Origin of the sequence: Arthrobacter methylotrophus, assembly GCF_039539965.1 — a bacterium.
Lineage (GTDB): Bacteria > Actinomycetota > Actinomycetes > Actinomycetales > Micrococcaceae > Arthrobacter > Arthrobacter methylotrophus.
Genome location: NZ_BAABED010000001.1, coordinates 3486413 through 3508034 on the forward strand (window position 1 = coordinate 3486413; position 21622 = coordinate 3508034).

Annotated in this window: 18 protein-coding genes and 1 tRNA gene; 7 read left to right on the forward strand and 12 right to left on the reverse strand. The window is 63.1% G+C overall.

The window, feature by feature from the left end:
- Positions 1-109 precede the first annotated feature (109 nt).
- From ABD884_RS18070 to ABD884_RS18090, 5 genes are all read right to left on the reverse strand, one after another.
- The gene (locus tag ABD884_RS18070; RefSeq protein WP_345048844.1) at positions 110-514 is read right to left on the reverse strand and encodes a tautomerase family protein; all 405 of its coding nucleotides are present in this window, start codon (positions 512-514) and stop codon (positions 110-112) included.
- A gap of 346 nt (positions 515-860) precedes the next feature.
- Positions 861-1763 (reverse strand): succinate--CoA ligase subunit alpha, encoded by a 903-nt coding sequence (sucD, locus tag ABD884_RS18075; protein ID WP_345048848.1) that lies wholly within the window; start codon positions 1761-1763, stop codon positions 861-863.
- Between the two features lie 12 nt (positions 1764-1775).
- Positions 1776-2945 carry an ADP-forming succinate--CoA ligase subunit beta gene (sucC, locus tag ABD884_RS18080; RefSeq protein ID WP_345048852.1) on the reverse strand — a complete coding sequence of 390 codons (1170 nt, stop codon included), beginning with the start codon at positions 2943-2945 and terminating at the stop codon, positions 1776-1778.
- A gap of 282 nt (positions 2946-3227) precedes the next feature.
- Entirely contained in the window at positions 3228-5789 is a 2562-nt protein-coding gene (gene pcrA, locus ABD884_RS18085; RefSeq protein WP_345048856.1) for a DNA helicase PcrA, read from the reverse strand.
- 419 nt (positions 5790-6208) lie between these two features.
- The gene (locus tag ABD884_RS18090; RefSeq protein ID WP_345048861.1) at positions 6209-7051 is read right to left on the reverse strand and encodes an inositol monophosphatase family protein; all 843 of its coding nucleotides are present in this window, start codon (positions 7049-7051) and stop codon (positions 6209-6211) included.
- 33 nt (positions 7052-7084) lie between these two features.
- Here ABD884_RS18090 and ABD884_RS18095 point away from each other — a divergent pair, with 33 nt between their 5' ends.
- Entirely contained in the window at positions 7085-7711 is a 627-nt protein-coding gene (locus tag ABD884_RS18095; RefSeq protein ID WP_345048865.1) for a hypothetical protein, read from the forward strand.
- Between the two features lie 24 nt (positions 7712-7735).
- Here the strand turns inward: ABD884_RS18095 and ABD884_RS18100 are convergent, their stop codons facing one another.
- Entirely contained in the window at positions 7736-8791 is a 1056-nt protein-coding gene (locus ABD884_RS18100) for a hypothetical protein (protein WP_345048867.1), read from the reverse strand.
- A 171-nt stretch (positions 8792-8962) separates the two neighbouring features.
- Here ABD884_RS18100 and ABD884_RS18105 point away from each other — a divergent pair, with 171 nt between their 5' ends.
- On the forward strand, positions 8963-9244 hold the full coding sequence (locus ABD884_RS18105) for a hypothetical protein (protein WP_345048869.1): 282 nt from the start codon (positions 8963-8965) through the stop codon (positions 9242-9244).
- Between the two features lie 72 nt (positions 9245-9316).
- Here the strand turns inward: ABD884_RS18105 and ABD884_RS18110 are convergent, their stop codons facing one another.
- The 4 genes from ABD884_RS18110 to ABD884_RS18125 all read right to left on the reverse strand — a co-directional run bounded on the left by ABD884_RS18110 (position 9317) and on the right by ABD884_RS18125 (position 12469).
- Positions 9317-10837, reverse strand: coding sequence for a putative bifunctional diguanylate cyclase/phosphodiesterase (locus ABD884_RS18110; RefSeq protein ID WP_345048871.1), 1521 nt, complete (start codon positions 10835-10837; stop codon positions 9317-9319).
- Positions 10827-11273 (reverse strand): DUF7793 family protein, encoded by a 447-nt coding sequence (locus ABD884_RS18115; RefSeq protein WP_345048873.1) that lies wholly within the window; start codon positions 11271-11273, stop codon positions 10827-10829. Before ABD884_RS18115 ends, ABD884_RS18110 begins: the two co-directional genes overlap by 11 nt.
- A 277-nt stretch (positions 11274-11550) precedes the next feature.
- Positions 11551-12225 (reverse strand): DUF998 domain-containing protein, encoded by a 675-nt coding sequence (locus tag ABD884_RS18120; protein WP_345048874.1) that lies wholly within the window; start codon positions 12223-12225, stop codon positions 11551-11553.
- A gap of 115 nt (positions 12226-12340) precedes the next feature.
- Positions 12341-12469: a hypothetical protein gene (locus tag ABD884_RS18125; protein ID WP_345048875.1), complete on the reverse strand. Its 129-nt coding sequence runs from the start codon at positions 12467-12469 to the stop codon at positions 12341-12343.
- Between ABD884_RS18125 and ABD884_RS18130 the strand changes: the two genes are divergently transcribed.
- From ABD884_RS18130 to ABD884_RS18150, 5 genes are all read left to right on the forward strand, one after another.
- Positions 12443-12515 (forward strand) — tRNA-Arg (locus tag ABD884_RS18130). The genes ABD884_RS18125 and ABD884_RS18130 overlap by 27 nt on opposite strands.
- Position 12516: 1 nt before the next feature.
- The gene (locus tag ABD884_RS18135; RefSeq protein WP_345048878.1) at positions 12517-12972 is read left to right on the forward strand and encodes a DUF6314 family protein; all 456 of its coding nucleotides are present in this window, start codon (positions 12517-12519) and stop codon (positions 12970-12972) included.
- Positions 12969-13385 (forward strand): NUDIX hydrolase, encoded by a 417-nt coding sequence (locus ABD884_RS18140; RefSeq protein ID WP_345048880.1) that lies wholly within the window; start codon positions 12969-12971, stop codon positions 13383-13385. The genes ABD884_RS18135 and ABD884_RS18140 overlap by 4 nt, the downstream gene beginning before the upstream one ends.
- 141 nt (positions 13386-13526) lie before the next feature.
- On the forward strand, positions 13527-16892 hold the full coding sequence (locus ABD884_RS18145; protein WP_345048882.1) for a PAS domain-containing hybrid sensor histidine kinase/response regulator: 3366 nt from the start codon (positions 13527-13529) through the stop codon (positions 16890-16892).
- Positions 16889-17821: a GGDEF domain-containing response regulator gene (locus ABD884_RS18150; RefSeq protein WP_345048884.1), complete on the forward strand. Its 933-nt coding sequence runs from the start codon at positions 16889-16891 to the stop codon at positions 17819-17821. The genes ABD884_RS18145 and ABD884_RS18150 overlap by 4 nt, the downstream gene beginning before the upstream one ends.
- 205 nt (positions 17822-18026) lie before the next feature.
- Here ABD884_RS18150 and ABD884_RS18155 read toward each other — a convergent pair whose 3' ends face one another.
- Together ABD884_RS18155 and ABD884_RS18160 are read right to left on the reverse strand one after the other, a co-directional pair.
- Positions 18027-19940, reverse strand: a complete 1914-nt coding sequence (locus ABD884_RS18155; protein WP_345048887.1) for an ABC transporter ATP-binding protein — start codon at positions 19938-19940, stop codon at positions 18027-18029.
- The gene (locus ABD884_RS18160; RefSeq protein WP_345048889.1) at positions 19937-21607 is read right to left on the reverse strand and encodes an ABC-F family ATP-binding cassette domain-containing protein; all 1671 of its coding nucleotides are present in this window, start codon (positions 21605-21607) and stop codon (positions 19937-19939) included. The genes ABD884_RS18155 and ABD884_RS18160 overlap by 4 nt, the downstream gene beginning before the upstream one ends.
- Positions 21608-21622: the final 15 nt, after the last annotated feature.

Genomic DNA, 21622 nt, shown 5'->3' on the forward strand with positions numbered 1-21622 from the left:
GCACCAGAATTCATGTCCTGTCAAAGGTTTGTACTGACATATTTACAACGAAACGTAATGCCGTGAACTTCGGGTCCCGAAGCCTTGAAATCCGCGCTGAGAGCGGGTATTACCGGGCGGGAACGGCAAGCTCGCCAGTGACATATTGGGCGCGACCAAAGCCGAAGGACCAGTCTTCGGCCGCGTTTTCCACGTACCCCAGGAAGACGTCCTCGCCGGCCACGCCAATGTCGGCGAGCCGGGCGGCGATGGCGGCGAACAAGGACTGCTTGGCTTCGCGACTGCGTCCACCCTGAGTGAATATCTGGATCATCACCACTCCGGACGTCCGCTCGAAACCAAGTCCGGCATCCTGGGCGATGATCTGACCGGCGGGATGCTCGGTGATGAGGTGAAAGTAATCCCGCTCGGGGATGCCATACTCGGCAAGGATAGCGGCATGGATTCGCTGGCTGAGTTCGCCGAGCTGCCCGGGGGTGCGGCCTTCATTGACATCAATGCGTACGAAGGGCATTTGTTCTCCTGAGCTATATTGTCCTGACATACTAACAAACTATTTCGAAGAGTCGCAAGCCCCTTCGTCGCTCGCTCACTTATCCTGCCTTAAACCCGAACGCTCGTTCACGTTTGGCGCCCGAACGCCAAACGCCCGCTCACATATCCGGCCTTAACCCCCGACGCTCGCTCACTAGACATGAGCGAGCGTCGGGCCACAGGCCTTCAAAGGTCAGGGAGCGTCTTTCGTAACAGCGCGCCCGGCTATCCAACAGTTAAACAACGACGGCGCCCGTCACCTTCACGTGGAAGGTGACGGGCGCCGTCGTACTTTCAGTCGCGCGGAGACCCTGCGCGGGGTCTTACTAGAGGGTTGCGAAGACCTCGCGGAGCAGCTTGGCGGTCTCGGACGGCGTCTTGCCGACCTTCACGCCTGCAGCTTCGAGAGCTTCCTTCTTCGCCTGCGCAGTGCCGGCGGAGCCGGAGACAATGGCGCCTGCGTGGCCCATGGTCTTGCCCTCGGGAGCGGTGAAGCCTGCAACGTAGCCGACAACCGGCTTGGTGACGTTGGCCTTGATGAAGTCGGCTGCGCGCTCTTCAGCGTCGCCACCGATTTCGCCGATCATGACGATTGCCTTGGTCTCCGGGTCAGCCTCGAACGCAGCCAGGGCGTCGATGTGGGTGGTGCCGATGACGGGGTCGCCACCGATGCCGATGGCGGTAGAGAAGCCGAGGTCCCGCAGTTCGTACATCATCTGGTAAGTCAAGGTGCCGGACTTGGAGACCAAGCCGATAGGGCCCTTGCCCGTGATGTTTGCCGGGGTGATGCCAACCAGGGCTTCGCCCGGGGTGATGATGCCGGGGCAGTTCGGGCCGATGATGCGGGTGATCTGCTTGCCGTCGGCGTCCACCGTGGCCTGGGCGAGTGCCCAGAACTCAGCGGAATCCTGAACCGGCACGCCTTCGGTGATGACAACAACCAGGCCAATGCCTGCTTCGATGGCTTCAACGACGGCGGCCTTGGTGAACGCCGGCGGAACGAAGACGATCGAAACGTCGGCGCCAGTCTCCGCAATGGCTTCCTTGACGGTGCCGAAGACGGTGATTTCCTTGTCTCCGTGCAGCACCGTGGTGCCGGCCTTGCGGGCGTTGACGCCACCGACGATGTTGGTGCCGGCCTTGAGCATCAGGGAGGTGTGCTTGGTACCTTCGCCACCGGTGATGCCCTGGACGATGACCTTGGAGTCCTTGTTCAGATAAATAGACATTGTGAGGTCCCTTTACTTCGCTGCGTTGGCGAGCTCGGCGGCCTTGTCGGCGCCCTCGTCCATGGTGGCTGCCAGGGTAACCAGCGGGTGGTTGGCCTCGGCCAGGATGCGGCGGCCTTCTTCGACGTTGTTGCCATCGAGACGGACAACCAACGGCTTGTTGGCGTTGGAGCCAAGCTCGGCCAGTGCGCCGACGATGCCCTTTGCCACAGCGTCACACGCGGTGATGCCACCGAAGACGTTCACGAAAACGCTCTTGACCTGCTCGTCGCCAAGGATGACGTCCAAGCCAGCGGCCATGACCTCGGCGGAAGCTCCACCGCCGATGTCCAGGAAGTTGGCCGGCTTGACGTTGCCATGGTTTTCGCCTGCGTAAGCGACCACGTCGAGGGTGGACATCACAAGACCGGCGCCGTTGCCGATGATGCCAACCGAGCCGTCAAGCTTCACGTAGTTGAGGTCCTGCGCCTTGGCCTTCGCCTCAAGCGGGTCCGCTGCGTCCTTGTCCTCGAGCTCGCTGTGGTGAACATGGCGGAAGCCCGCGTTCTCGTCCAGCGTGACCTTGCCGTCAAGGGCAACGATGTCGCCAGCGCCGGTCTTGACCAAGGGGTTGACCTCAACAAGGGTTGCGTCTTCTTTCTTGAAGACATCCCAGAGCTTGAGGATGACGGAGGCGACCTTGCCGCGCAGTTCCTCGGAGAATCCGGCGGCGACGACGATTTCGTCGGCCTTGGCTTGGTCGATTCCGACGGCGGGATCGATAGCGACCTTGGCGAGTGCCTCGGGGCGCTCTACAGCAAGCTGCTCGATTTCCATGCCACCTTCAACCGAGCACATGGCCAGGTAGTTGCGGTTTGCTCGGTCCAACAGGACGGAGAAGTAGTATTCCTCAGCAATGTCGGCGCCCTGGGCGATCATGACCTTGTTGACGGTGTGGCCCTTGATGTCCATGCCGAGGATGTTGGTGGCGTACTCGAGCGCTTCGTCAGCGGACTTTGCGACCTTGACCCCGCCAGCCTTGCCGCGGCCACCGACCTTTACCTGCGCCTTGACGACAGTCACGCCGCCGATCTTCTCGGCAGCAGCCTTTGCTTCTTCAGGAGTATGCGCCACGATGCCGGCGAGCACGGGTACACCGTGCGCTTCGAACATATCGCGCGCCTGATATTCAAACAGGTCCACGGTTTAGTGTCCTTCTACGTCGAAGTAGTTTCTGTACAGCCGGAAACCACGGTGACCGCGAAAACCGGCTGCGGAGAGGTGCGCATCAAACGGCCGTCAGACAGCCGGTCACATTGCGCAAGTTCCTCTCGAACTTTAGCCCCCCGGGGAGGCTAGCCGGTTCTACAGTACCCGTTAAGTGAGTAACCACACACTTCTATCGACCGTAGAAAAGGGCTGAATGACGGGGTTTTCCCCAGCATCCGGCCAGCCACATGCTAGGCGAACGGGACCACATGGTTTTTAGGAGTCCAGTTTAGTCAGCGGCGCGTAACGCAGCAGCAGCCGCTTCTCCCCGACGTCGAACTTCACCTTCGCCACGGTCTTGTCACCCGCGCCTTCGACGCCGATCACGGTGCCGTTGCCGAAGCTCGTGTGGTTCACTTTGTCCCCCACAACAACGGCCACCACTTCCTTTTGCGGCTGGACACGGTTGCGTACGACGGCGGCCGGCACGTCGGCGTCGAACCCTGCCGTAGCGCTGGGAGCGGCCCCGCGCGAGGTGCCAGCCCCCCAGAAGGATCCGCCGTAACGGTTCGAACCAATGGGTGCATTGCCCCAGCCGCTGACCTGGCGGGAGGTGCCTTCGCGCCTCCATTCCACGAGATCGGTGGGGATCTCCTCGAGGAATTGGCTAGCGGGGTTGTATTGGCTCTGGCCCCACATGCTGCGGACTTCCGAACGGGTCACATAGAGGCGCTTCCGGGCGCGCGTGAGGCCCACATAGGCCAGTCGGCGCTCCTCTGCCAGTTCCTTGGGGTCCGTTGCGGAGCGCTGGTGCGGAAAGAGCCCGTGTTCCATGCCTGTCAGGAAGACCACCGGGAATTCCAGGCCCTTGGCAGTGTGGAGGGTCATGAGCGTGACCACGCCCATCCGCTTGGCCTCTGCGACGGCGGCGGCGGCATCCTCGGAAGATCCCTCCGGAGCGTCGGGGATCTGGTCGGCGTCGGCCACGAGGGAGACCTGCTCCAGGAACTCGCCCAGCGAGCCTTCGGGGTTGTCGCGCTCGTATTCCCGGACAACTGCCACCAGCTCGGCGAGGTTTTCCACCCGGGATTCGTCTTGGGGATCATTGCTGGCGCGGAGTCCGGCAAGGTAACCGGTTTGTTCCAGGACGGCTTCCAAAGCGGCGGCGGCTCCGGAACCCGATGCCACCTCGGCCAGGTCATCCAGGAGCTTCACGAAGCCGAGGACCGCGTTCACGGAGCGGGTGGCCATGCCGGGAGCCTGGTCTGCCTTGCGGGCCGCAGCCATGAAGGAACTGCGCTCACGCTCTGCCAGCGCCGCCACGGCGCCCTCGGCACGATCGCCGATTCCGCGCTTGGGTTCGTTGAGGACTCGGCGCAGATTGACGTCGTCGTCCGGATTCACGAGGACACGAAGGTACGCGAGGGCGTCCTTGATTTCCTTGCGTTCGTAGAAGCGAGTGCCACCCACCACTTTGTACGGCAGGCCCACGCGGACCAGGACGTCTTCTATGGAGCGCGACTGCGCGTTGGTGCGGTAGAAGATGGCGACGTCGCCGGGACGCAGGCCGTCCTCATCTTGGAGGCGGTCGATCTCCTTGGCGATGAACTGGGCTTCGTCGTGCTCGTTCTCCCCCACGTAGCCGATGATCTTCTCGCCGTCGCCCTCGGCCGTCCAGAGCTTTTTGTCCGGACGGTTCGGGTTGCGCGAAATGACGGAGTTGGCTGCGCTCAGGATGTTCTGGGTGGAGCGGTAGTTTTGCTCCAACTTGATGGTGCGGGCTTCGGGGTAGTCCTTTTCGAATTCGACGATGTTGCGGATGTCCGCGCCGCGGAAGGCGTAGATGGACTGGTCAGAGTCGCCGACGACGGTCAGCTCGCTGGCGTGCGGCCCTTCGCCCACGATTTCGCGAACCAAGGCGTACTGGGCATGGTTGGTGTCCTGGTATTCGTCCACGAGGACGTGCCGGAAACGGCGGCGGTAAGACTCCGCGAGCGCAGGAAAGGCCCGAAACATGTAGACGGTCTGCGCGATGAGGTCGTCGAAGTCCATGGCATTGGCTTGGCGCAGCCGCTGCGTGTAGCCCTTGAAGACCTCGGCCACGGCCTGCTCGAAGGGTTCGTTGTAATTGGCGCTCGATGCAAACGCGTCGTCGTCGATGAGCTCGTTCTTGAGGGCCGAGATCTTGTGCTGGATGGCCTTGGGCGCGAACTTCTTGGGATCCAGGTCCAGGTTCTTCGCTACGAGGGTGATGAGCCGCAGGGAGTCCGCGGAGTCGTAGATGGAGAAGTTGGAGTTCAGCCCCACGTTGGTGGCTTCGCGCCGCAGGATGCGCACGCAGGACGAGTGGAACGTGGAAATCCACATCGACTTGGCGCGGGCACCCACCAGGGCTTCGATGCGTTCCCGCATTTCCGCGGCCGCCTTGTTGGTGAAGGTGATGGCCAGGATCTCGCCGTGGTGGGCACGGCCCGTGGCGATCAGGTACGCAATGCGGTTGGACAGGACACGGGTCTTGCCTGAACCCGCGCCAGCGACGATGAGCAATGGACTGCCGGCATGTTTGACGGCTTCCTCCTGCTGCGGATTCAAGCCCTGCAGCAAGGCTGCGGCGGACGGCAGCCCCGGGTAGGCCCTGGGCTGCCCGCTGCCGGACGAGCCGCTGCCCGGTGCATTGCCAGGTTCGGGAGCGCCCGGTTCGGCATTGTGCCGAAGGGGGCCGCCGACGTCGGGCAGGCCATTTCCGGCGCGCGAAAGCATCGCCGGAGCGCCCTTGGTGGCAGCTCTGCTGGCAGCTTTGAAAGGGCCATCCGCGTACGGGTCAAACAACATATCCATGGTGATTACCAGTCTAGGCGGTGGCTCCGACACTCAATGTCCGGATGACGCGCAGGATTGGTCCACATGAAGGATGCCGCGTCTCGTTCCACCGACCCCAAGGGACATGTCCACCCCTTGCCCCAAGCAGCGGACACAACAGCAATATGTCCACCCCTAGCACCAAGGAATGCGCATGCTCAGCGGAACCGCGGCAATATGCCCACCCCTAGCCTCGGGAGGAGAGCATGCCCAAGCGAGAGCCCAGCACCGAAAACCCACACCAGCACGAACTCCCCACCGACCCCAAGGGACATGTCCACTCCTTGCCGCAAGCAGCGGACACAACAGCAATATGCCCACCCCTAGCACCAAGGAATGCGCATGCTCAGCGGAACCGCGGCAATATGTCCACCCCTAGCACCAAGGAATGCGCATGCTCAGGCGAATTGCGGTACCGAGGTGAGCGCCGCGCGCAACTCGCGCACCGCCGTCGGGCCCCCGGCAATAAACCAATCCAGGCCATTGACGCGCACGACGGCGGTGTCCCCGCCTGCCGCGCGGACAATCGCCTTGCCGGGGAGCCAGTCCCACTCGGGGCAGCTATGTTGGAACCAGCAGCCCAGTTCACCATCGGCCACCCGGCCAAGATCGCAAGAGCCTGAACCAAACATGCGCAGCGAGGCGGCGGACACCGCGGCCGCGTGCCAGGGCATGGCAGCGCGGGGATCGGCAAGCCACGTGGGGTGGATATAGGTCGCGGCACCCAGCTCGCTGAGGGGCGCTCCCGAGGGTCCCCCTATCCTTTCGCCGTTGAGCGTGGCGGGGTGTCCTTCGCCGCCGGTCCAGAGCTTGTCCAGCTCCGGTTGGTAGATGGCACCGAGGATGACGTCGGGATCCGAGGCGACTCCATGAGCTGCCGGCAAGTCATGCCTCAAGGCGATCGCCGAGCACCAATACGTGGAGCCTTGCAGGAAATTGTACGTACCATCGACGGGATCGATCACCCAGGTACGCCCGCTGCTTCCGGCTACCGAGCTTCCTTCTTCGCCCAGAATGCCGTCCTCCGGGCGGCAGCGGCGCAATTGCTCCAGGACATATGCCTCGGCAGCATGGTCGGCGGCGGTTACAACGTCCGAGACAGATGTCTTGCGTTCTCCTTGGAGCCCGCCCATCCGCATCAGCAGGGCAAGCTGTCCGGCTTCCCGGACCAGCGCCGCAGCGAGTTCATAGTCGTCGAGCGAGGGATCGAGTTCTGTGGCGGAGTGCCTGCCAGTGGTCATAGGTCCAGCTTATGTGGCGGGATAATGGATGGCATGGCCAAGACCCCAGCGCAACGCATCAAGAAGCACGGCGCCAATGCCGCCGTCCCCCAGCACCATTTGCCGTCGGTGATGAATCCCACCACGCAGCGCTCCCCGGAGAAGGCCCAGAACAATGGGCGCCTCATCGTGATTGCCGGGGTCGTGGCGAGCCTTTTCCTGTTCTGGTACGTGCATCTTTTGACGCTAAACCAGATGACCCAGTTGTCCGGTGGCATGGCCATGCCAGATTCCCTCGTTGGCGGATTTTCCACCGACTACGTTCATCAATTGCACGGCGCGATGACTGACGACGCCCGCGGGCAGCTCAGCTATATCCATAAGACCGCCGGAACCCTGTTTCCGCTGATTTTCGGCTTCACCTGGCTTTTGCTGATCGGCACCAATGTGGCCAGCAAGGCGTTGCGGTGGGTTCTATGGGCCGCTCCCCTGCTGTTCGCGGTGGTCCGTTTGTGGACCAACGTGGCGGTCGACGCCGCCTTGGGATCTGCCGCGCCCGACGCCGGCCAGGTGGCTTTGGCGTCAACGCTCACTGTGGCGGGGTGGGTGCTGTTCCTGTTGAGCCTTTTGGCCGGTGGCGCTGCAGTGTTCCTGGGCCGGCGGCGTTCAAAGAGCGCCTGACCGAAGCTAGCCCCTCGCGGGGGCCTAGCCTTGCTGCGAATCGTCTTGCTGCGAATCAGGTCCCGGAGAGAGCATCTCGCGGGCTTGGCGGGCACGTTGGGGGGCGCCGGCTTTGTCGAAGCGATGGGCCGCTTCCACGAGGCTTTCCTTTGCTGCTTCCTGGCTGCCGGTCTCGGCTTGGGCACGTGCCATCAAGAGAAATATTTCGCCTGCGATCTGCGAAGGCAGCTGGTCGGCGTTGCCTTTGATGTCCTCCAGCAGCTCGAGTGCCGCTGCGGCGTCTCCCGCCAAATAATTCCAATGCGCGCGGTTGAGCCGGAGCAGGAGAATTTCCTCCTCGCTGCCTCCGACAACTTCCGTGGCAAGCTCCGCCCGTTCAATGCATCGCAGGGTGGCAGCGTCTGCCACTTCCGCCGCCAGTCTCATCGCGGCTGACGCCTTGTTGAACTTTGCCCAGACATCAAGGTTCCGGGAAGGGGAGAACGTTTCGGCGGCAAGCTCGTGGTAGTGGAGGCCCTCACCGACCTTGTCCCCCAGGAAAGCCACGTTGCCGATCACCCAGTAGGCTTTGCCGGCCAACTGGTCATCCATTTCATCGGAGATTCTTGCCGAGAGGGACAGGCATTCCTTCCATGCCTCGCCAAGTTTGCCGGATTCGCCAAACGCAGCGATCAGGGCTTGCCGGGCGTGTACGTCGATTTCCATGTCCGCATCGTCATCGACCAATCCAACTGCCGACGCCGCAGTCTCGATGGCTTGCTCCAGGAGACCCTCGCTTCGCAGGGAGTTCGCCAGCATTGTGAGGGCCCTGGCCCTGTGTTGCGGTGAAGCCGCAGCCAACGATGCCTCGGAAAGAGATTTCGCCAGAGCGGTGCACTCAGCGAAATCACCGGCGTCGAGAAGATTTTCTGCTTGAAGGAACGTCATATTCCACCACCCTGTGGAATCACCCTCGTCTAGGGCAATATCGGCGGCCGAACGCGCACCATCGGCAGCCTTGGTGAACTCGTGGCTGGCCCGATGGCCCCTCGCCTCCAGCTCCACGGCAGCGTATGACGGCGCAACCTTCTTTTCTCGCATAGCTCCATTATGTCTCCGAGACACTCTGTCACGGCTTCGGGTCGGCAATTAGCACGATTTTTTAGTTTGCAGACAAAGCGTTGATGACACGGCGTGTCGTTACTCTTATAATTAGCGTGCTTCACTTCGTTCACTCCAGTCGCATCAGTCACAAATCATCAGGAGCTTTCTATGAAAAGAACTATTGCCGCCCTCCTCGCGGCCGCAGCAATCTTGCTCGCCGGAATCACCGGCTCGGCGGCCGTTTCCGCCAGCAGCCAGAGCCCCTCGCAGGATTCGTCCATAGCCATTGGCTGGTGGCCGAACTTCGCTACCCAGGCTCAGGCCATTGGCTGGTGGCCCAACGCCGCCACACAGGACTCGGCTCAGGCCATTGGCTGGTGGCCCAACGCCGCCACCCAGGGCTCGCCTCAGGCCATCGGCTGGTGGCCCAACTCCACCCCGTCCAACTAGTTACACCTGAAAGGCACCGGACCAAGAGGTCCGGTGCCTTTCTGCTGCCTCCGATTATCGGAGCAGCTGCCCTCAAGTGCCGCGCAGCAGTTCCGCGAATTGTTCCGGTGGCATGGGGCGGCCGAAGTGATATCCTTGACCGCTGGCGCAGCCCAGGCGGCCAAGCTCGGCTGCCTGCTCTGCCGTCTCAATGCCCTCGGCAACGGCCTGCATTCCACACGCATGGATGAGCTGGAGAACCGCCGCGACGAACTCCCGTTCCTTGTCGTCCGTACCCAGGCCCTGAATCAGGGAGCGGTCAATCTTGACCACGTTGACGGGCAGGCTGCGCAAGTAGCTGATGGACGAATAGCCGGTACCAAAATCATCGATTTCCAGTCGGATGCCCAAGCGCCGAAGGCCGGTTAGAGAGTATCTGTCAATGTCGCTGCCATTTACCGCCATGGACTCCGTCAGCTCGATGACCAACCTGGACGCCTCCACTCCGGTCTCGGCAAGCACCTCCCGCACATGCTCGATCAACTCCAGGCTTTGCAGTTCGGTTGTCGAAATATTGACCCGCATGCTGAAGTTTTCGTCCACGCCCGGGCCATCCTGCCATAAGCGCAATTGCCGCATTGCTTGACGAAGAACCCAATAGCCGAGATCGATGATGATGCCGGTTTCCTCGGCCAGTGGAATGAACGCATCCGGCATCAGCAATCCCCTGTCCGGGTGGTTCCACCGCACCAAGGCCTCCGCACCTTCAACCCGGCCGGATTTCAACTCGACAACAGGCTGGAAGTGAAGGACAAGCTGATCTGTCCGGATGGCTTCACGCAGCTCCGAGATCATGAGTCCCTGGAGTCGGCGCGCATACAGTAATGCCGGCTCGAAGACCTTGACGCTGCTCCGATGCTCCGCCTTTGCCGCGTACATGGCCGTATCGGCTTCCATCACGAGGTCGTCGACGGACTGACCCGGCTCGGCAACGCGGAGTCCGATACTGGTTCCACAGATGATCCGCACTTCTCCGATATCGATGCTCTCGCCTACGGCCCGGAGGATTCGCTTGGCTACCCCCCGAGCATAGGCCGCATTGGATTTGGGCAGCATGACGGCAAACTCATCCCCGCCGAGCCTGGCCACCATGTCGTTGTCGCGGACGGCAGCGAGCAAGCGTCTGGCAGTGACCTTCAAAACGGTGTCTCCCGCGCCGTGCCCTAGGGTGTCGTTGATCCCTTTGAACGAGTTCAAGTCCATTACGAGCAACGCAGGAGGGAGTTCGCCGCGCTCCGCTTCGACGAGTTCATGGCTCAGCGCCCTTTCGAGCGCCGTGCGGTTGGCCAACTGGGTCAGCGGATCAGTGAGCGCCATCCTTTCAAGTTCGATTTGGGCCTCGCGCAGCATGGCTGTTCGGCTTTGGACCCGTTCCTCGAGCTCTTGGTAGATGGCTTGGAGATCGTCCGCCATAAGGTTGATGCCGGTAATGACGGCAGCCACTTCGTCCCGCGGTCCGGTAACCGGGATTCGCGTGCTGAGGTCGCCGTCCGCAATCCGGACCACCCCTTCAACGAGGGCAAGGAGTCGCGGATCCTGGGGCTCATGATTCACGATGGTGCTTCCTCAACCAGTCGCGGGCTTCCGCCTCGGATGTGAAGAATTGCGCCGGAAGGGAACCGGGCTTCGCTCGCAGGAGAAAGTGGGCGATCACCCGGTCCACCGGGCTTTCCCCCAGCAAAGCACAGGCCGAAACAACCACCGAGTTCGTGTAGGTGACGCGCGCGTCGCTGGTGACGGACAGCACTCCGGTCACCGTCAGCAGAACCGGTATCCGCCCTCCACCCGCAAACCCACGAACAGCTGCGGCGGCTGCCCGGGCTTCCGGCAAGCCGACAACGGCATTCGGCGGCAAAGTGACTTCAACAATGCCGTCTTCTGCCAAGTCGACGGTGATCGGACCTGCAGGCGCGGAGTCCTCCCCCCTTGAGACACCAAGCGCATCATCTGGAAACCGGGAGTCGTGGACCGGAAGTGCCTGGGCGCTCATCGATGTGTGACCTGCCGCCGCCGGGCGAAGGGCTCAGAAGAGTCCCGCAAGGCGCAATCCAGGAAACGGCATGTTGCCCTTGGGAGGGATACATTGCCGGCGTGTCCCGGACGACGCAGAACAAGCTGATGAGTCATGGTTCCTATGTTCTGCTGTGTCGATAGATCTGGTCGGCGCCAAAACTGCGTGGAACCCTCAGTATGGTGCCATTCTGGTAAGTGCACTCATGATAAGGCAAACATTACCCGTCTGCTGACACGAGGCTACCTGCGAAAACTCAGGGTCCCGCGAGCCGCGCCGCCGTGCGCCGTACTTCCCGGACCCGCTGCGCCACCACGAGCCCCGCGGCACATAGACCGATGGTGATCGGATAGCCCATCAGGCGTTCCAAGGTTCCGGGTTCGGGCACGGTCATCCGCGTCAGGCCACCCACCACGAGAGCACCGAATGACACCGTTCCGCACCCCAGGACGAACCAACTCATGGCCGTATGGTGCAGCCAGAGCCGCCCGAGGACCAACAGCGCCAGTGCTCCGCCAACGAAGAACATGAGGGCCCCAGCAAGGTGCCAAGGGGAGCCGAGGTCTTCCGGAACGAAACCCACAATGACAGTTCCCAGTCCGGAGATGCCGGTCAGGACCCGGACCGCGACGGCGGAGGTCCACGCCTTGCGGTAAGCGGCGCCGTACTTGATGCGCACGCCGGGACGGGCCGCGATGCACAAGAGCGCCGAGCTAAGGAGCAACGCCCCGAATAGCATTCCGAGGCCCTGCACCACGAAGGAGGCATCCATGAGCAGGTGCAGGGGTGAACAGACGTCGCGGTGCTCGTAGCTCTCGCATTTAAGCGCCCCCAGATCGCTAATGAAGCCGGTCCGGCGATCATAGGGCGCACTCCCGCGCCAGGCTTCGATCACCGCCGATTCGGCAACGAAATACTGCACTACGCTCAACTGGGCCCCAGCCGCCGATGTTCGAGCGGATGGAGCCCAGTTCCGGGAGGTAGTCGCCTGGGGCGGCTGGCACCGTTATCTGCTCTCTCATCCGGGCCAGCCTAGCGCGCGTCGTTCAGCGGCGCGGCCCGCCGGTGTTCGAGGGCTGCCCCGGCAGCTTGTATGCTTGTTTGCGTGCCCGGCCAACGGCTCCCAGGAGCTTCGAGCGTGTGCACAGGCCCTCGTAGCTCAGTGGATAGAGCACGGCTCTCCTAAAGCCGGTGTCGTTGGTTCGATTCCAATCGAGGGCACTTGAAAGACCAGCTGCGCGATTCGTCCCCCATTCAAGACTTGCGGGCCTACCTGCATGGCAGCTGGACCGTGGAACGGTCCCTCTGGGACCGGGCGAGCGGAGCGCGCGGTACGTTCACCGGCGTCGTGCGCTATACAGAAGCCCCCGACGGCGGACTCCTCCTCCGCGAGGACGGCACCATGACCTGGCCTACGCACACTGGCCCGGTCTTTCGTGAATACCTCCTGCGACCTTCGGACTCCCCCTCCGCCATGGACGTGTACTTCCCGGATGGCAAACCATTCCACCGTATGAGCTTCAACGGCCATGCCAGCGAGGACAGCCACTGGTGCGATCCCGATGACTACAAAGTCAATTACCTCTGGGGAGGCCCGGATGCGTTCAGCTACGCGTGGGACGTCCAGGGACCTGCCAAGGATCTGCTGCTGGAATCCCGGCTCAGGAGAGAGCAATGACCCACAACAATCGAGCCAAGGACCTGATTGTCGTCAGCGCGGTCTGCGTCTACGACGGCGCGGGACGTCTGCTGACGGTGCGCAAGCGCGGCACCGACAAGTTCATGCACCCGGGCGGCAAGCCCGAACCGGGTGAGACTGCGGCTGAAGCGGCTTCCCGCGAGCTGGCCGAGGAAGTCGGAATCGACGTCGGCCCCGCCGATCTGGAACCCTTGGGAACCTGGCTGGCTGTCGCCGCCAACGAGGCCGCCACGGACATCGAAGCCACCGTGTTTACCGCACCGGGCACGTGGGAGGCCCAGCCCTGCGCCGAGATCGCAGAGATCCGCTGGTTGGATCTCACGGCCGAGCTTCCGGACGACCTCGCCCCGCTCCTCACCGACCACGTCTTGCCCCTGCTCGGGAAAAAGTAAAGGAACCAAGGAGCAAGGAAAATCCGGTTCCAGCACAATTGTCAATTTTGCCGCGAAGTAGTGGAGCTTTGGCGCCTAGGGTGGCAAAGTTTGCTTTAACCTAATTCAGGTTCGCATTGTCAGATCCAGCTGGGGGATCGCATGCAGTCTCTTGACGAGCGCAGTAACGCCATGCCTGTCCGCATGGGCAGGTTTGGCGTTCCCCGGCCAGCCCTTGTTTGGACAACCCTTGCTCTCGGTACGGCCGTAGTGATCCTGTTGGTGCTCCTCGGAGCAAACCAACGGACGCCGGCGGCCCAGTCGGCGGGGGATTTCGCTATCCTGGCGTCCGCGCTGCTCGCCACAGTGAGTTGCGCCCGTGCCGCAATGCGGAAGGACGAAAGCTCCCGCGCGTGGTGGATCATGGCGATTGCCACCCTCGTCTGGACCATTGGTCAATGTATCTGGACCTTCTTGGGGCTCACCCGAAACCACGACTATCCCTATCCTTCCATCGCGGATGCCGTTTTCATCGTTTACGCGATTCCGGCCGCGATGGCCCTCTACTTGTTCCCGCGTCCCCGCGTTTCGCGGGTTGCTTTCTTGCGCACCCTTTTGGATTCGGCAGTGATTGCCTCTGCGGTGCTGTTCATGAGCTGGGCCACTGTGCTCGGTGCCATGTACAAGGCCGAAGGGCAGGAGCCACTCGTCCATCTCGCCGGCCTCGCCTACCCGGTTGCCGACATCGTGATGGTTTCCATCGTCCTCATGCTCACCATGCGGAGGGCCCCGGGTGAGCGGCTCAGATGGGTGTGCCTGGGTGGCGGGCTCCTCGTCCTGGCCCTCACTGACAGTACCTACGTGAAACTGACCTTCGACGGCGTCACAGGGCTGACCGGGACACCGCTGGCGGCGGGCTGGATCACGGCGTTCCTCCTGATCGCCCTCGCCCCGTTGATCCCCTACGGCCATAAGCGCCGCACGGACCGTCGACTCTATACCCTGGCCGTGGAGCTCCTCCCCTACGTCCCCGTCTTCGGGGCAGTCATGGTGGCGCCCATACGTGTCGGCCGTCCCGGCGACCCTTTTCTCCAGGCTGTAGGCCTCACAGTGCTAGTCCTCACCATCACGCGCCAGACCCTCATGATCCTGGAGAACATCAATCTGACCCGGGATCTCGAATCCAAGGTTGCCGAACGCACTGCGGAGCTCGAAGGCCTCGCCGCGATCGTCAACTCCTCCGCGGATGCCATCGTGGGCAAGACCGTGGACGGCGTCATCACCAGTTGGAATCCAGGGGCCGAACGGATCTACGGATACAGCGCCTCGGAGGCAATCGGCAGGCATGTCTCCTTCATCATTCCGGATGGACTCCGGGACGAAGAAGAAGACCTCCTGGCAGCCATCAGGGCCGGCGGGGAAACGCACAGCTTCGAAACGGACCGGGTGCGCATCGACGGTTCCATCGTTCCCGTCTCGCTGACAATGTCCCCGATCCGCGGCAGCGAAGGCATCCACGGAGTCGCCACGATAGCCCAGGACATTACGGAACGCCGGATCGCGGAGGCAGAGTTGGTCACTGCCCGGGAAGCCGCCGAGGAATCCAGCCGCCTGAAGTCGGAGTTCCTGGCGACGATGAGCCATGAAATCCGTACCCCGATGAACGGCGTCATTGGATTGACCGGTCTGCTATTGGACACCCCCTTGGAGGATACCCAGCGCCAATATGCCGAGGGGGTCAAGGGGGCCGGAGAAGCGCTGCTGACGCTGATCAATGACATTCTGGACTTCTCAAAACTCGAAGCCGGCAAAGTCGATCTGGATCCGGCGCCGTTCAATCCACGCATCCTGGTGGAGGAACTCGCAGTCCTCCTTGCCGAAGCCGCCCAGGCCAAAGGCTTGGAGTTGATCGCGTACTGCCGGCCGGAAGTTCCGGCGATGCTGGTGGGTGACGCTGGCCGTATCAGGCAGATCCTGCTCAACTTGGCCTCGAATGCGGTGAAATTCACCCCGTCCGGGGAAGTCGTCATCAGCGTGAAGGTCGTGGAACAAGGCCCTGCGGATGTGCGGGTGCGCTTCGAAGTCCGTGACACCGGAATCGGAATCGACGCTGCAGACCATTACCGGCTCTTCGAATCCTTTTCACAGGCCGATGCCTCCACCACCCGCCGGTACGGCGGAACCGGCCTTGGGCTGGCCATCTCGCGGAGGCTTACCGAGGTGATGGGCGGCGAGATCGGGGTGGACAGTTCCCTGGGAAACGGCAGCACTTTCTGGGCCACCCTGCCGTTGGCTGCGACAGAACCGGCCGCAGCTCCGGCGTCGATCTCGCCCGAGCAACTGAGGGGACTGCGGGTCCTGGTGGTGGATGACAACGCGAGCAACCGGCTGGTGCTCAAGGCGCAATTGGCGGGCTGGCAGATGATTCCGGAGGCAGTCGGCGATGCCCGACAGGGTTTGGAACGCTGCCGCGAGGCGGCCGCGGCCGGCCGTCCCTTCGACATTGCCGTGCTGGACATGGTCATGCCCCACATGAACGGACTGGAGCTGGCCCACAAACTGAGCACCGACATCGCATTGGAGTCCCTACGGATCATGATGCTGACGTCCACCATGAATGTGGACAAAGCCGAACTGGTGGCCGCCGGGGTCCAGGAATGGTTGACGAAGCCCGTGCGCAGCTCCGAATTCTACGATCGGCTCATGCGCCTTGTCGCCACCCGTCCGTCTGCGCCCGCTCCGGCTCCGGTCGTTTCTCCCATGGCTCCCGTGGCCATCAGCCAGCCTTCGCGCGGCCTGATTTTGGTCGTGGAGGACAACGAGGTCAACCAGCTCGTCGCCTGGAGCATGGTTGCGAAGCTCGGTTACAAGGCCGACGTGGTTGCCAACGGTAGTGAAGCCGTTGCCGCCACGGTGGCCACTGAGTATGCCGCGGTCCTGATGGACTGCCATATGCCCGTCATGGACGGATTCGAGGCCACCAAAGCCATCCGGGCACGGCAGGATGGACGCCGGAGGCTCCCTGTCATTGCCATGACCGCAGGCGCCATGGATGAGGACCGTGAGCGGTGCCTCGCCGCAGGCATGGACGATTACCTGACCAAACCGGTTGACATGGACAAATTGGACGGGGTTCTCTCCCGGTGGGTGCCCGCGGCTTCGAAGGAAAGCGCGGTGCCCGTCCTGGATCCGGCGAGGCTGGAAACGTTGCGCAACTTGGGACCCGTGGACGGATTCGGCTTGCTGCCTGCTGCGGCCAATGCCTTCCGGGAGGACATCCAACCGAGCCTGGAAGCACTCCGCCACGCCCTGGACAACGGGGGCGGCGACGACTTCCGGCAGGTAGCCCATAAATTGAAGGGCGCCGCGGCCAATATTGGAGCCGCCCGCGCGTCCAGGATGTGCGCGGACATGGAACGCAGCTCGTCAAACGGAGTGCCCGTTGATCCCGCACTCCTCGCCAGGCTTGAGGCCGAACTTGCCCTTGTCGAGCAAGCGTTGGACCGTACCCTGTCGGTGGTCCCATGAAGGTGCTGGTAGCGGACGACGACTTCGGTTCGCGATTGGTAGCGCAGGCGGCAGTTGAGCACTACGGACACGAATGCATTGTGGCCGCGGACGGCAGTTCCGCGTGGGAGCTGTACAAGCAACACCGGCCGCAGGTCGTGGTGACCGACCTGATGATGCCTGGCCTCGACGGGCTCGAGCTCTGCCGTGCCATTCGCTCCGCGGAAGGCGACTCGTACACCTATCTCGTCCTAGTCACGTCGAAGGACTCCCATGAAGACGTCGTCGCGGGCATGCACGCCGGCGCGGATGACTACGTGGCCAAACCGCTGGACCCCTTCGTCCTGCATACCCGCCTGCTGGTGGCGCAACGGGTGACGTCATTGCACACGGATCTTGCGCGCTACCGCGCCGCGCTCGCGGAGCAAGCCCGCACCGATCCCCTGACGAAGCTCCATAACCGGCTCAAGCTTTCAGAAGACCTGGAACAGCTGCACCGCAAGTGCGCACGCTACGGTACGGACTACAGCCTGGCCATTTGCGATGTGGACAATTTCAAGAGATACAACGACATCTACGGCCATCAGGCCGGTGACTCTGCGCTACAGGCAGTCGCAGCGTCCCTTACCGGTGAAAGCCGCCAAAGCGATGGAATCTACCGATTCGGCGGGGAGGAATTCCTCTTCCTGCTGCCAGGACAGTCGGCGGCCGGCGCACAAACCAGGCTCGAACGCGCACTGGACGCCGTACAGGGCCTCGGCATTCCCCATTCCGGAAACCCTTCGGGCACCCTGACCCTGAGCGCCGGACTCTCAGCTTATGTTCCCGAGCACCGGGTCAGCAGCGAACGGCTCCTGAAAGAGGCCGACATAGCCTTATATGCAGCCAAGTCCGCCGGCCGAAACCGCATCGAGGTCGCACCGGAAGCCCGGCAGCCCACCCGAAACTGATTGGCGACGACACCATCAGCATCACATAGCGCAGGTTTTTGGCCGTGGCCGATTCCCGGTCCCCCGAATTTCCAGGCTATACGCGACGCGAGGCGCTAAAAGGTTGCTCAGCGTGACACCGCCGAGGCTCGATCCACCGACTTTCCACACCGGAAGCTCGACGTCACGCCTGGCAGAGGCGGAGCCTCGAAACCCGGGACCGCGTCTACAGCTCCGGAACAGCTTCCTGGGCCACGGCCGTGGCCTCCGCGAATTGCGTGTTATACAGCTCAGCGTAGCGGCCGTCCGCGGCGAGAAGCTCCGCGTGTGTTCCGCGCTCAACGATCGAGCCGTCCTCCACCACCAGGATGACATCGGCGGCCCGGATGGTGGAGAGCCGGTGAGCGATCACGACGGCGGTGCGCCCTTCGAGCGCCTCGCCCAGGGCCGCCTGGACGGCGGCTTCGCTCGTGGAATCCAAAGCTGCCGTGGCTTCGTCCAGAATGACGACGCTTGGCTGGGCGATAAGGAGGCGGGCAATGGTAAGGCGCTGGCGTTCCCCTCCGGAAAGACGGTAGCCGCGCTCCCCCACCACGGTCTCCAAGCCATCCGGCAGCGAGCGGACCATCGTTTCGAGGCGGGCGCGCCGGAGGACTTCCCACATTTCCTCGTCCGTCGCTCCAGGCCGGGCCAGCCTCAAATTGGAGGCGATGCTTTCGTGGAACAGGTGTCCGTCCTGCGTGACCATGCCCAGGGTTGCCCGGAGGGAATCGAACGTGGCATCCCGGATGTCCAGTCCGGTACCCGGCCCGTGCCCGCCGAGGCGCACGGCGCCGGAATCGACGTCGTACAGGCGGGACAGCAACTGGGCCACCGTGGACTTGCCCGCGCCGGAGGACCCCACCAGGGCCACGGTCTGGCCGGGTTCCACGCGGAAGGTGATGCCGTGAAGGACTTCTTCTCCTCCGCGGGTGTCCAGCGTGGCCACTTCCTCAAGGGACGCGAGGGATACTTTGTCCGCGGACGGGTAGGCAAAACGGACGTCGTCGAACTCCACCGCAACCGGTCCTGAGGGCACAGCCACAGCGTCCGGCTTCTCCTGGATGAGCGGCTCAAGATCCAGGATCTCGAAGACCCGCTCGAAGCTGACCAGCGCGCTCATGACCTCCACGTGGGCGCTGGAGAGCGCCGTGAGCGGCGCATAGAGGCGGGTGAGCAGCAGCGCCAGCACGACGACGTCGCCCGCTGCCAGCTGCCCGCCGAGGGCCAGCCAACCGCCCAATCCATAAACGAGCGCGAGGGCGAGGGCCGAAACCAGCGTCAGAGCGGTGATGAACGTGAACTGCAACATGGCGGTGCGGACACCGATGTCCCGCACACGGCCCGCACGCAGGGCGAACTCGGCGGACTCTTCGTCCGGACGGCCGAACAGTTTAACGAGCGTGGCGCCGGGTGCGGAGAAACGCTCCGTCATCTGGGTTCCCATAGCTGCGTTGTGGGACGCTGCTTCGCGCCGGAGATCGGCCAATTTCGAGCCCATGCGGCGCGCAGGAATGAGGAAGATCGGCAACAACACCATCGCCAGCACGGTGACCAGCCACGAGGTGTTGAGCATGACCAAGAGGGTCAAGACCAACGACACGATGTTGCTGACCACTCCGGAGAGGGTGCCTGCGAAAGCCGACTGGGCGCCGATGACGTCGTTGTTGAGCCGGCTGACGAGGGCACCGGTACGGGTCCTGGTGAAGAACGCGATGGGCATGCGCTGCACATGGTCGAACACGCGCGTCCGCAGATCCACGATCACGCCTTCGCCGATCACCGAGGACAGCCAGCGGGTCAACAATCCCACCCCGGCATCAGCGACGGCCACGGCGGCGATGAGTCCGGCCAGCCCTATCACGACGTCCGCGCCTGAACGGGCGATGATCGCGTTTACCACCTTGCCGGCCAGCACCGGGGTGGCCACGGCAAGGAAAGCACCGGCAATGGAGGCCATCACGAAGGCGATCAGCTTGTTGCGGTACGGTTTGGCGAACGCGAGCACGCGTTTGATGGTTTCCCGGGAGAACGGCTGGGAGCCGCTCTTGGCGCGGGTGATGTTGTAGAGCGAGCGCCAGGCGACGCCATCCATGCTCATGGCTTGTGATTCCCCATTCCGGAAGTGTGGTGCAATTCGGTCACGGTGCCGTTGTCAAGGTGCCAGCGGGAATCGAGCCGGACGTTTTCAAGCAAACGGCGATCGTGCGTGACCAGCAAGAGCGCGCCGTCGTAACCGTCGAGCGCTTCCTCAAGCTGTTCGATAGCCGGCAAGTCAAGGTGATTGGTGGGTTCGTCCAGTACCAGCAGGTTCACACCGCGGGCCTGCAGCAGCGCGAGAGCCGCGCGGGTGCGTTCGCCGGGAGACAAGGAATCTACGGTACGGGACGTGTGGTCCGCCTTGAGGCCGAACTTTGCCAGAAGGGTGCGGACGTCTGCGGAATTCCACTCGCTCAGGACGGCTTCGACGGCGTCTGCCAGGGTGAGATGCCCTGCCAGCAGTCCCCGGGCTTGGTCGATCTCGCCGATCGCCACCGACACGCCCATGGAGGCGTCTCCGGCGTCGGGCTGTTGGAGTCCCAGCAAGAGCCGCAGGAGGGTGGATTTTCCTGCGCCGTTGGGTCCCGTGATGCCAATGCGTTCGCCGGCGTTGAGCTGGAGATTGACGGGTCCAAGGGTGAAATCACCTTGATGTGCCACGACGTCCCGCAAGGTTGCCACGACCGAGCTGGAGCGCGGAGCCTGGCCGATGCTGAACTGCAGTTGCCATTCCTTGCGGGGCTCTTCCACCTCGTCAAGCCGGGCGATGCGCGATTCCATCTGCCGGACCTTCTGGGCCTGCTTTTCCGAAGACTCGGCGCTGGCCGCCCGGCGGATTTTGTCATTGTCGGGGTTCTTCTTCATGGCGTTGCGGACACCCTGCGAGCTCCACTCGCGCTGGGTCCGGGCCCGGGACACAAGATCTGCCTTGGTGTTCGCGAATTCCTCGTAGCGTTCACGGGCGTGCCGCTTTGCCACCGCCCGCTCGTCGAGGAAGGAATCGTATCCGCCGTCGTAGACCGCCACGCTGTTCTGTGCCAAGTCCAGTTCCAGCACTTTGGTAACGCAACGGGCCAGGAACTCCCGGTCATGCGAGACCAGCACCGCGCCGCCCCGGAGGCCCTGGACGAATGATTCGAGCCGGGCGAGTCCATCAAGGTCAAGATCGTTGGTGGGTTCGTCGAGGAGCACCACATCGAAGCGGCTCAGCAGGAGCGCCGCCAGGGCAACGCGGGCGGCCTGCCCGCCGGACAGGTCCGTCATGAGGGCATCCGGACCCGCATCAAGCCCAAGTTCGGCCAAGACCGCGGGGATCCTGTCCTCAAGGTCCGCGGCTCCCGTTGCCATCCAGCGGTCAAAAGCCAGGGAATAGGCGTCATCGGCGGCGGGAGTTCCGGCGGCGAGGCCCTCGGCGCCGGCCTCCATCTCGGCCGTGGCCTGAGCACAACCAGTGCGGCGGCCAATGTAGGCGGCAACAGTTTCGCCGGGAGTCCGTTCGTGTTCCTGGGGCAGCCACCCCACAAAGGAATCGCTCGGAGCGAGGCTGACGGTGCCCTCTTGGGGGCGGTCGGCTCCGGCAAGGATGCGCAGGAGAGTAGATTTCCCGGCACCGTTCGCGCCGACAACACCCACGACATCTCCGGGCGCCACTGTGAGGGAGAGCTTCGAGAACAGGGTGCGGTGACCGTGGCCGCCGGAGAGCTCTTTGGCGACAAGCGTTGCAGTCATTGCTCTATCCTCTCA

Excerpts from the sequence above, each read along its gene's own strand:
- ABD884_RS18070 (WP_345048844.1), bottom strand. The coding sequence starts at position 514 with ATGCCCTTCGTACGCATTGATGTCAATGAAGGCCGCACCCCCGGGCAG.
- sucD (WP_345048848.1), bottom strand. The coding sequence starts at position 1,763 with ATGTCTATTTATCTGAACAAGGACTCCAAGGTCATCGTCCAGGGCATC.
- pcrA (WP_345048856.1), bottom strand. The coding sequence starts at position 5,789 with ATGGATATGTTGTTTGACCCGTACGCGGATGGCCCTTTCAAAGCTGCC.
- ABD884_RS18090 (WP_345048861.1), bottom strand. The coding sequence starts at position 7,051 with ATGACCACTGGCAGGCACTCCGCCACAGAACTCGATCCCTCGCTCGAC.
- ABD884_RS18095 (WP_345048865.1), top strand. The coding sequence starts at position 7,085 with ATGGCCAAGACCCCAGCGCAACGCATCAAGAAGCACGGCGCCAATGCC.
- ABD884_RS18100 (WP_345048867.1), bottom strand. The coding sequence starts at position 8,791 with ATGCGAGAAAAGAAGGTTGCGCCGTCATACGCTGCCGTGGAGCTGGAG.
- ABD884_RS18105 (WP_345048869.1), top strand. The coding sequence starts at position 8,963 with ATGAAAAGAACTATTGCCGCCCTCCTCGCGGCCGCAGCAATCTTGCTC.
- ABD884_RS18115 (WP_345048873.1), bottom strand. The coding sequence starts at position 11,273 with ATGAGCGCCCAGGCACTTCCGGTCCACGACTCCCGGTTTCCAGATGAT.
- ABD884_RS18140 (WP_345048880.1), top strand. The coding sequence starts at position 12,969 with ATGACCCACAACAATCGAGCCAAGGACCTGATTGTCGTCAGCGCGGTC.
- ABD884_RS18145 (WP_345048882.1), top strand. The coding sequence starts at position 13,527 with ATGCAGTCTCTTGACGAGCGCAGTAACGCCATGCCTGTCCGCATGGGC.
- ABD884_RS18150 (WP_345048884.1), top strand. The coding sequence starts at position 16,889 with ATGAAGGTGCTGGTAGCGGACGACGACTTCGGTTCGCGATTGGTAGCG.
- ABD884_RS18155 (WP_345048887.1), bottom strand. The coding sequence starts at position 19,940 with ATGAGCATGGATGGCGTCGCCTGGCGCTCGCTCTACAACATCACCCGC.
- ABD884_RS18160 (WP_345048889.1), bottom strand. The coding sequence starts at position 21,607 with ATGACTGCAACGCTTGTCGCCAAAGAGCTCTCCGGCGGCCACGGTCAC.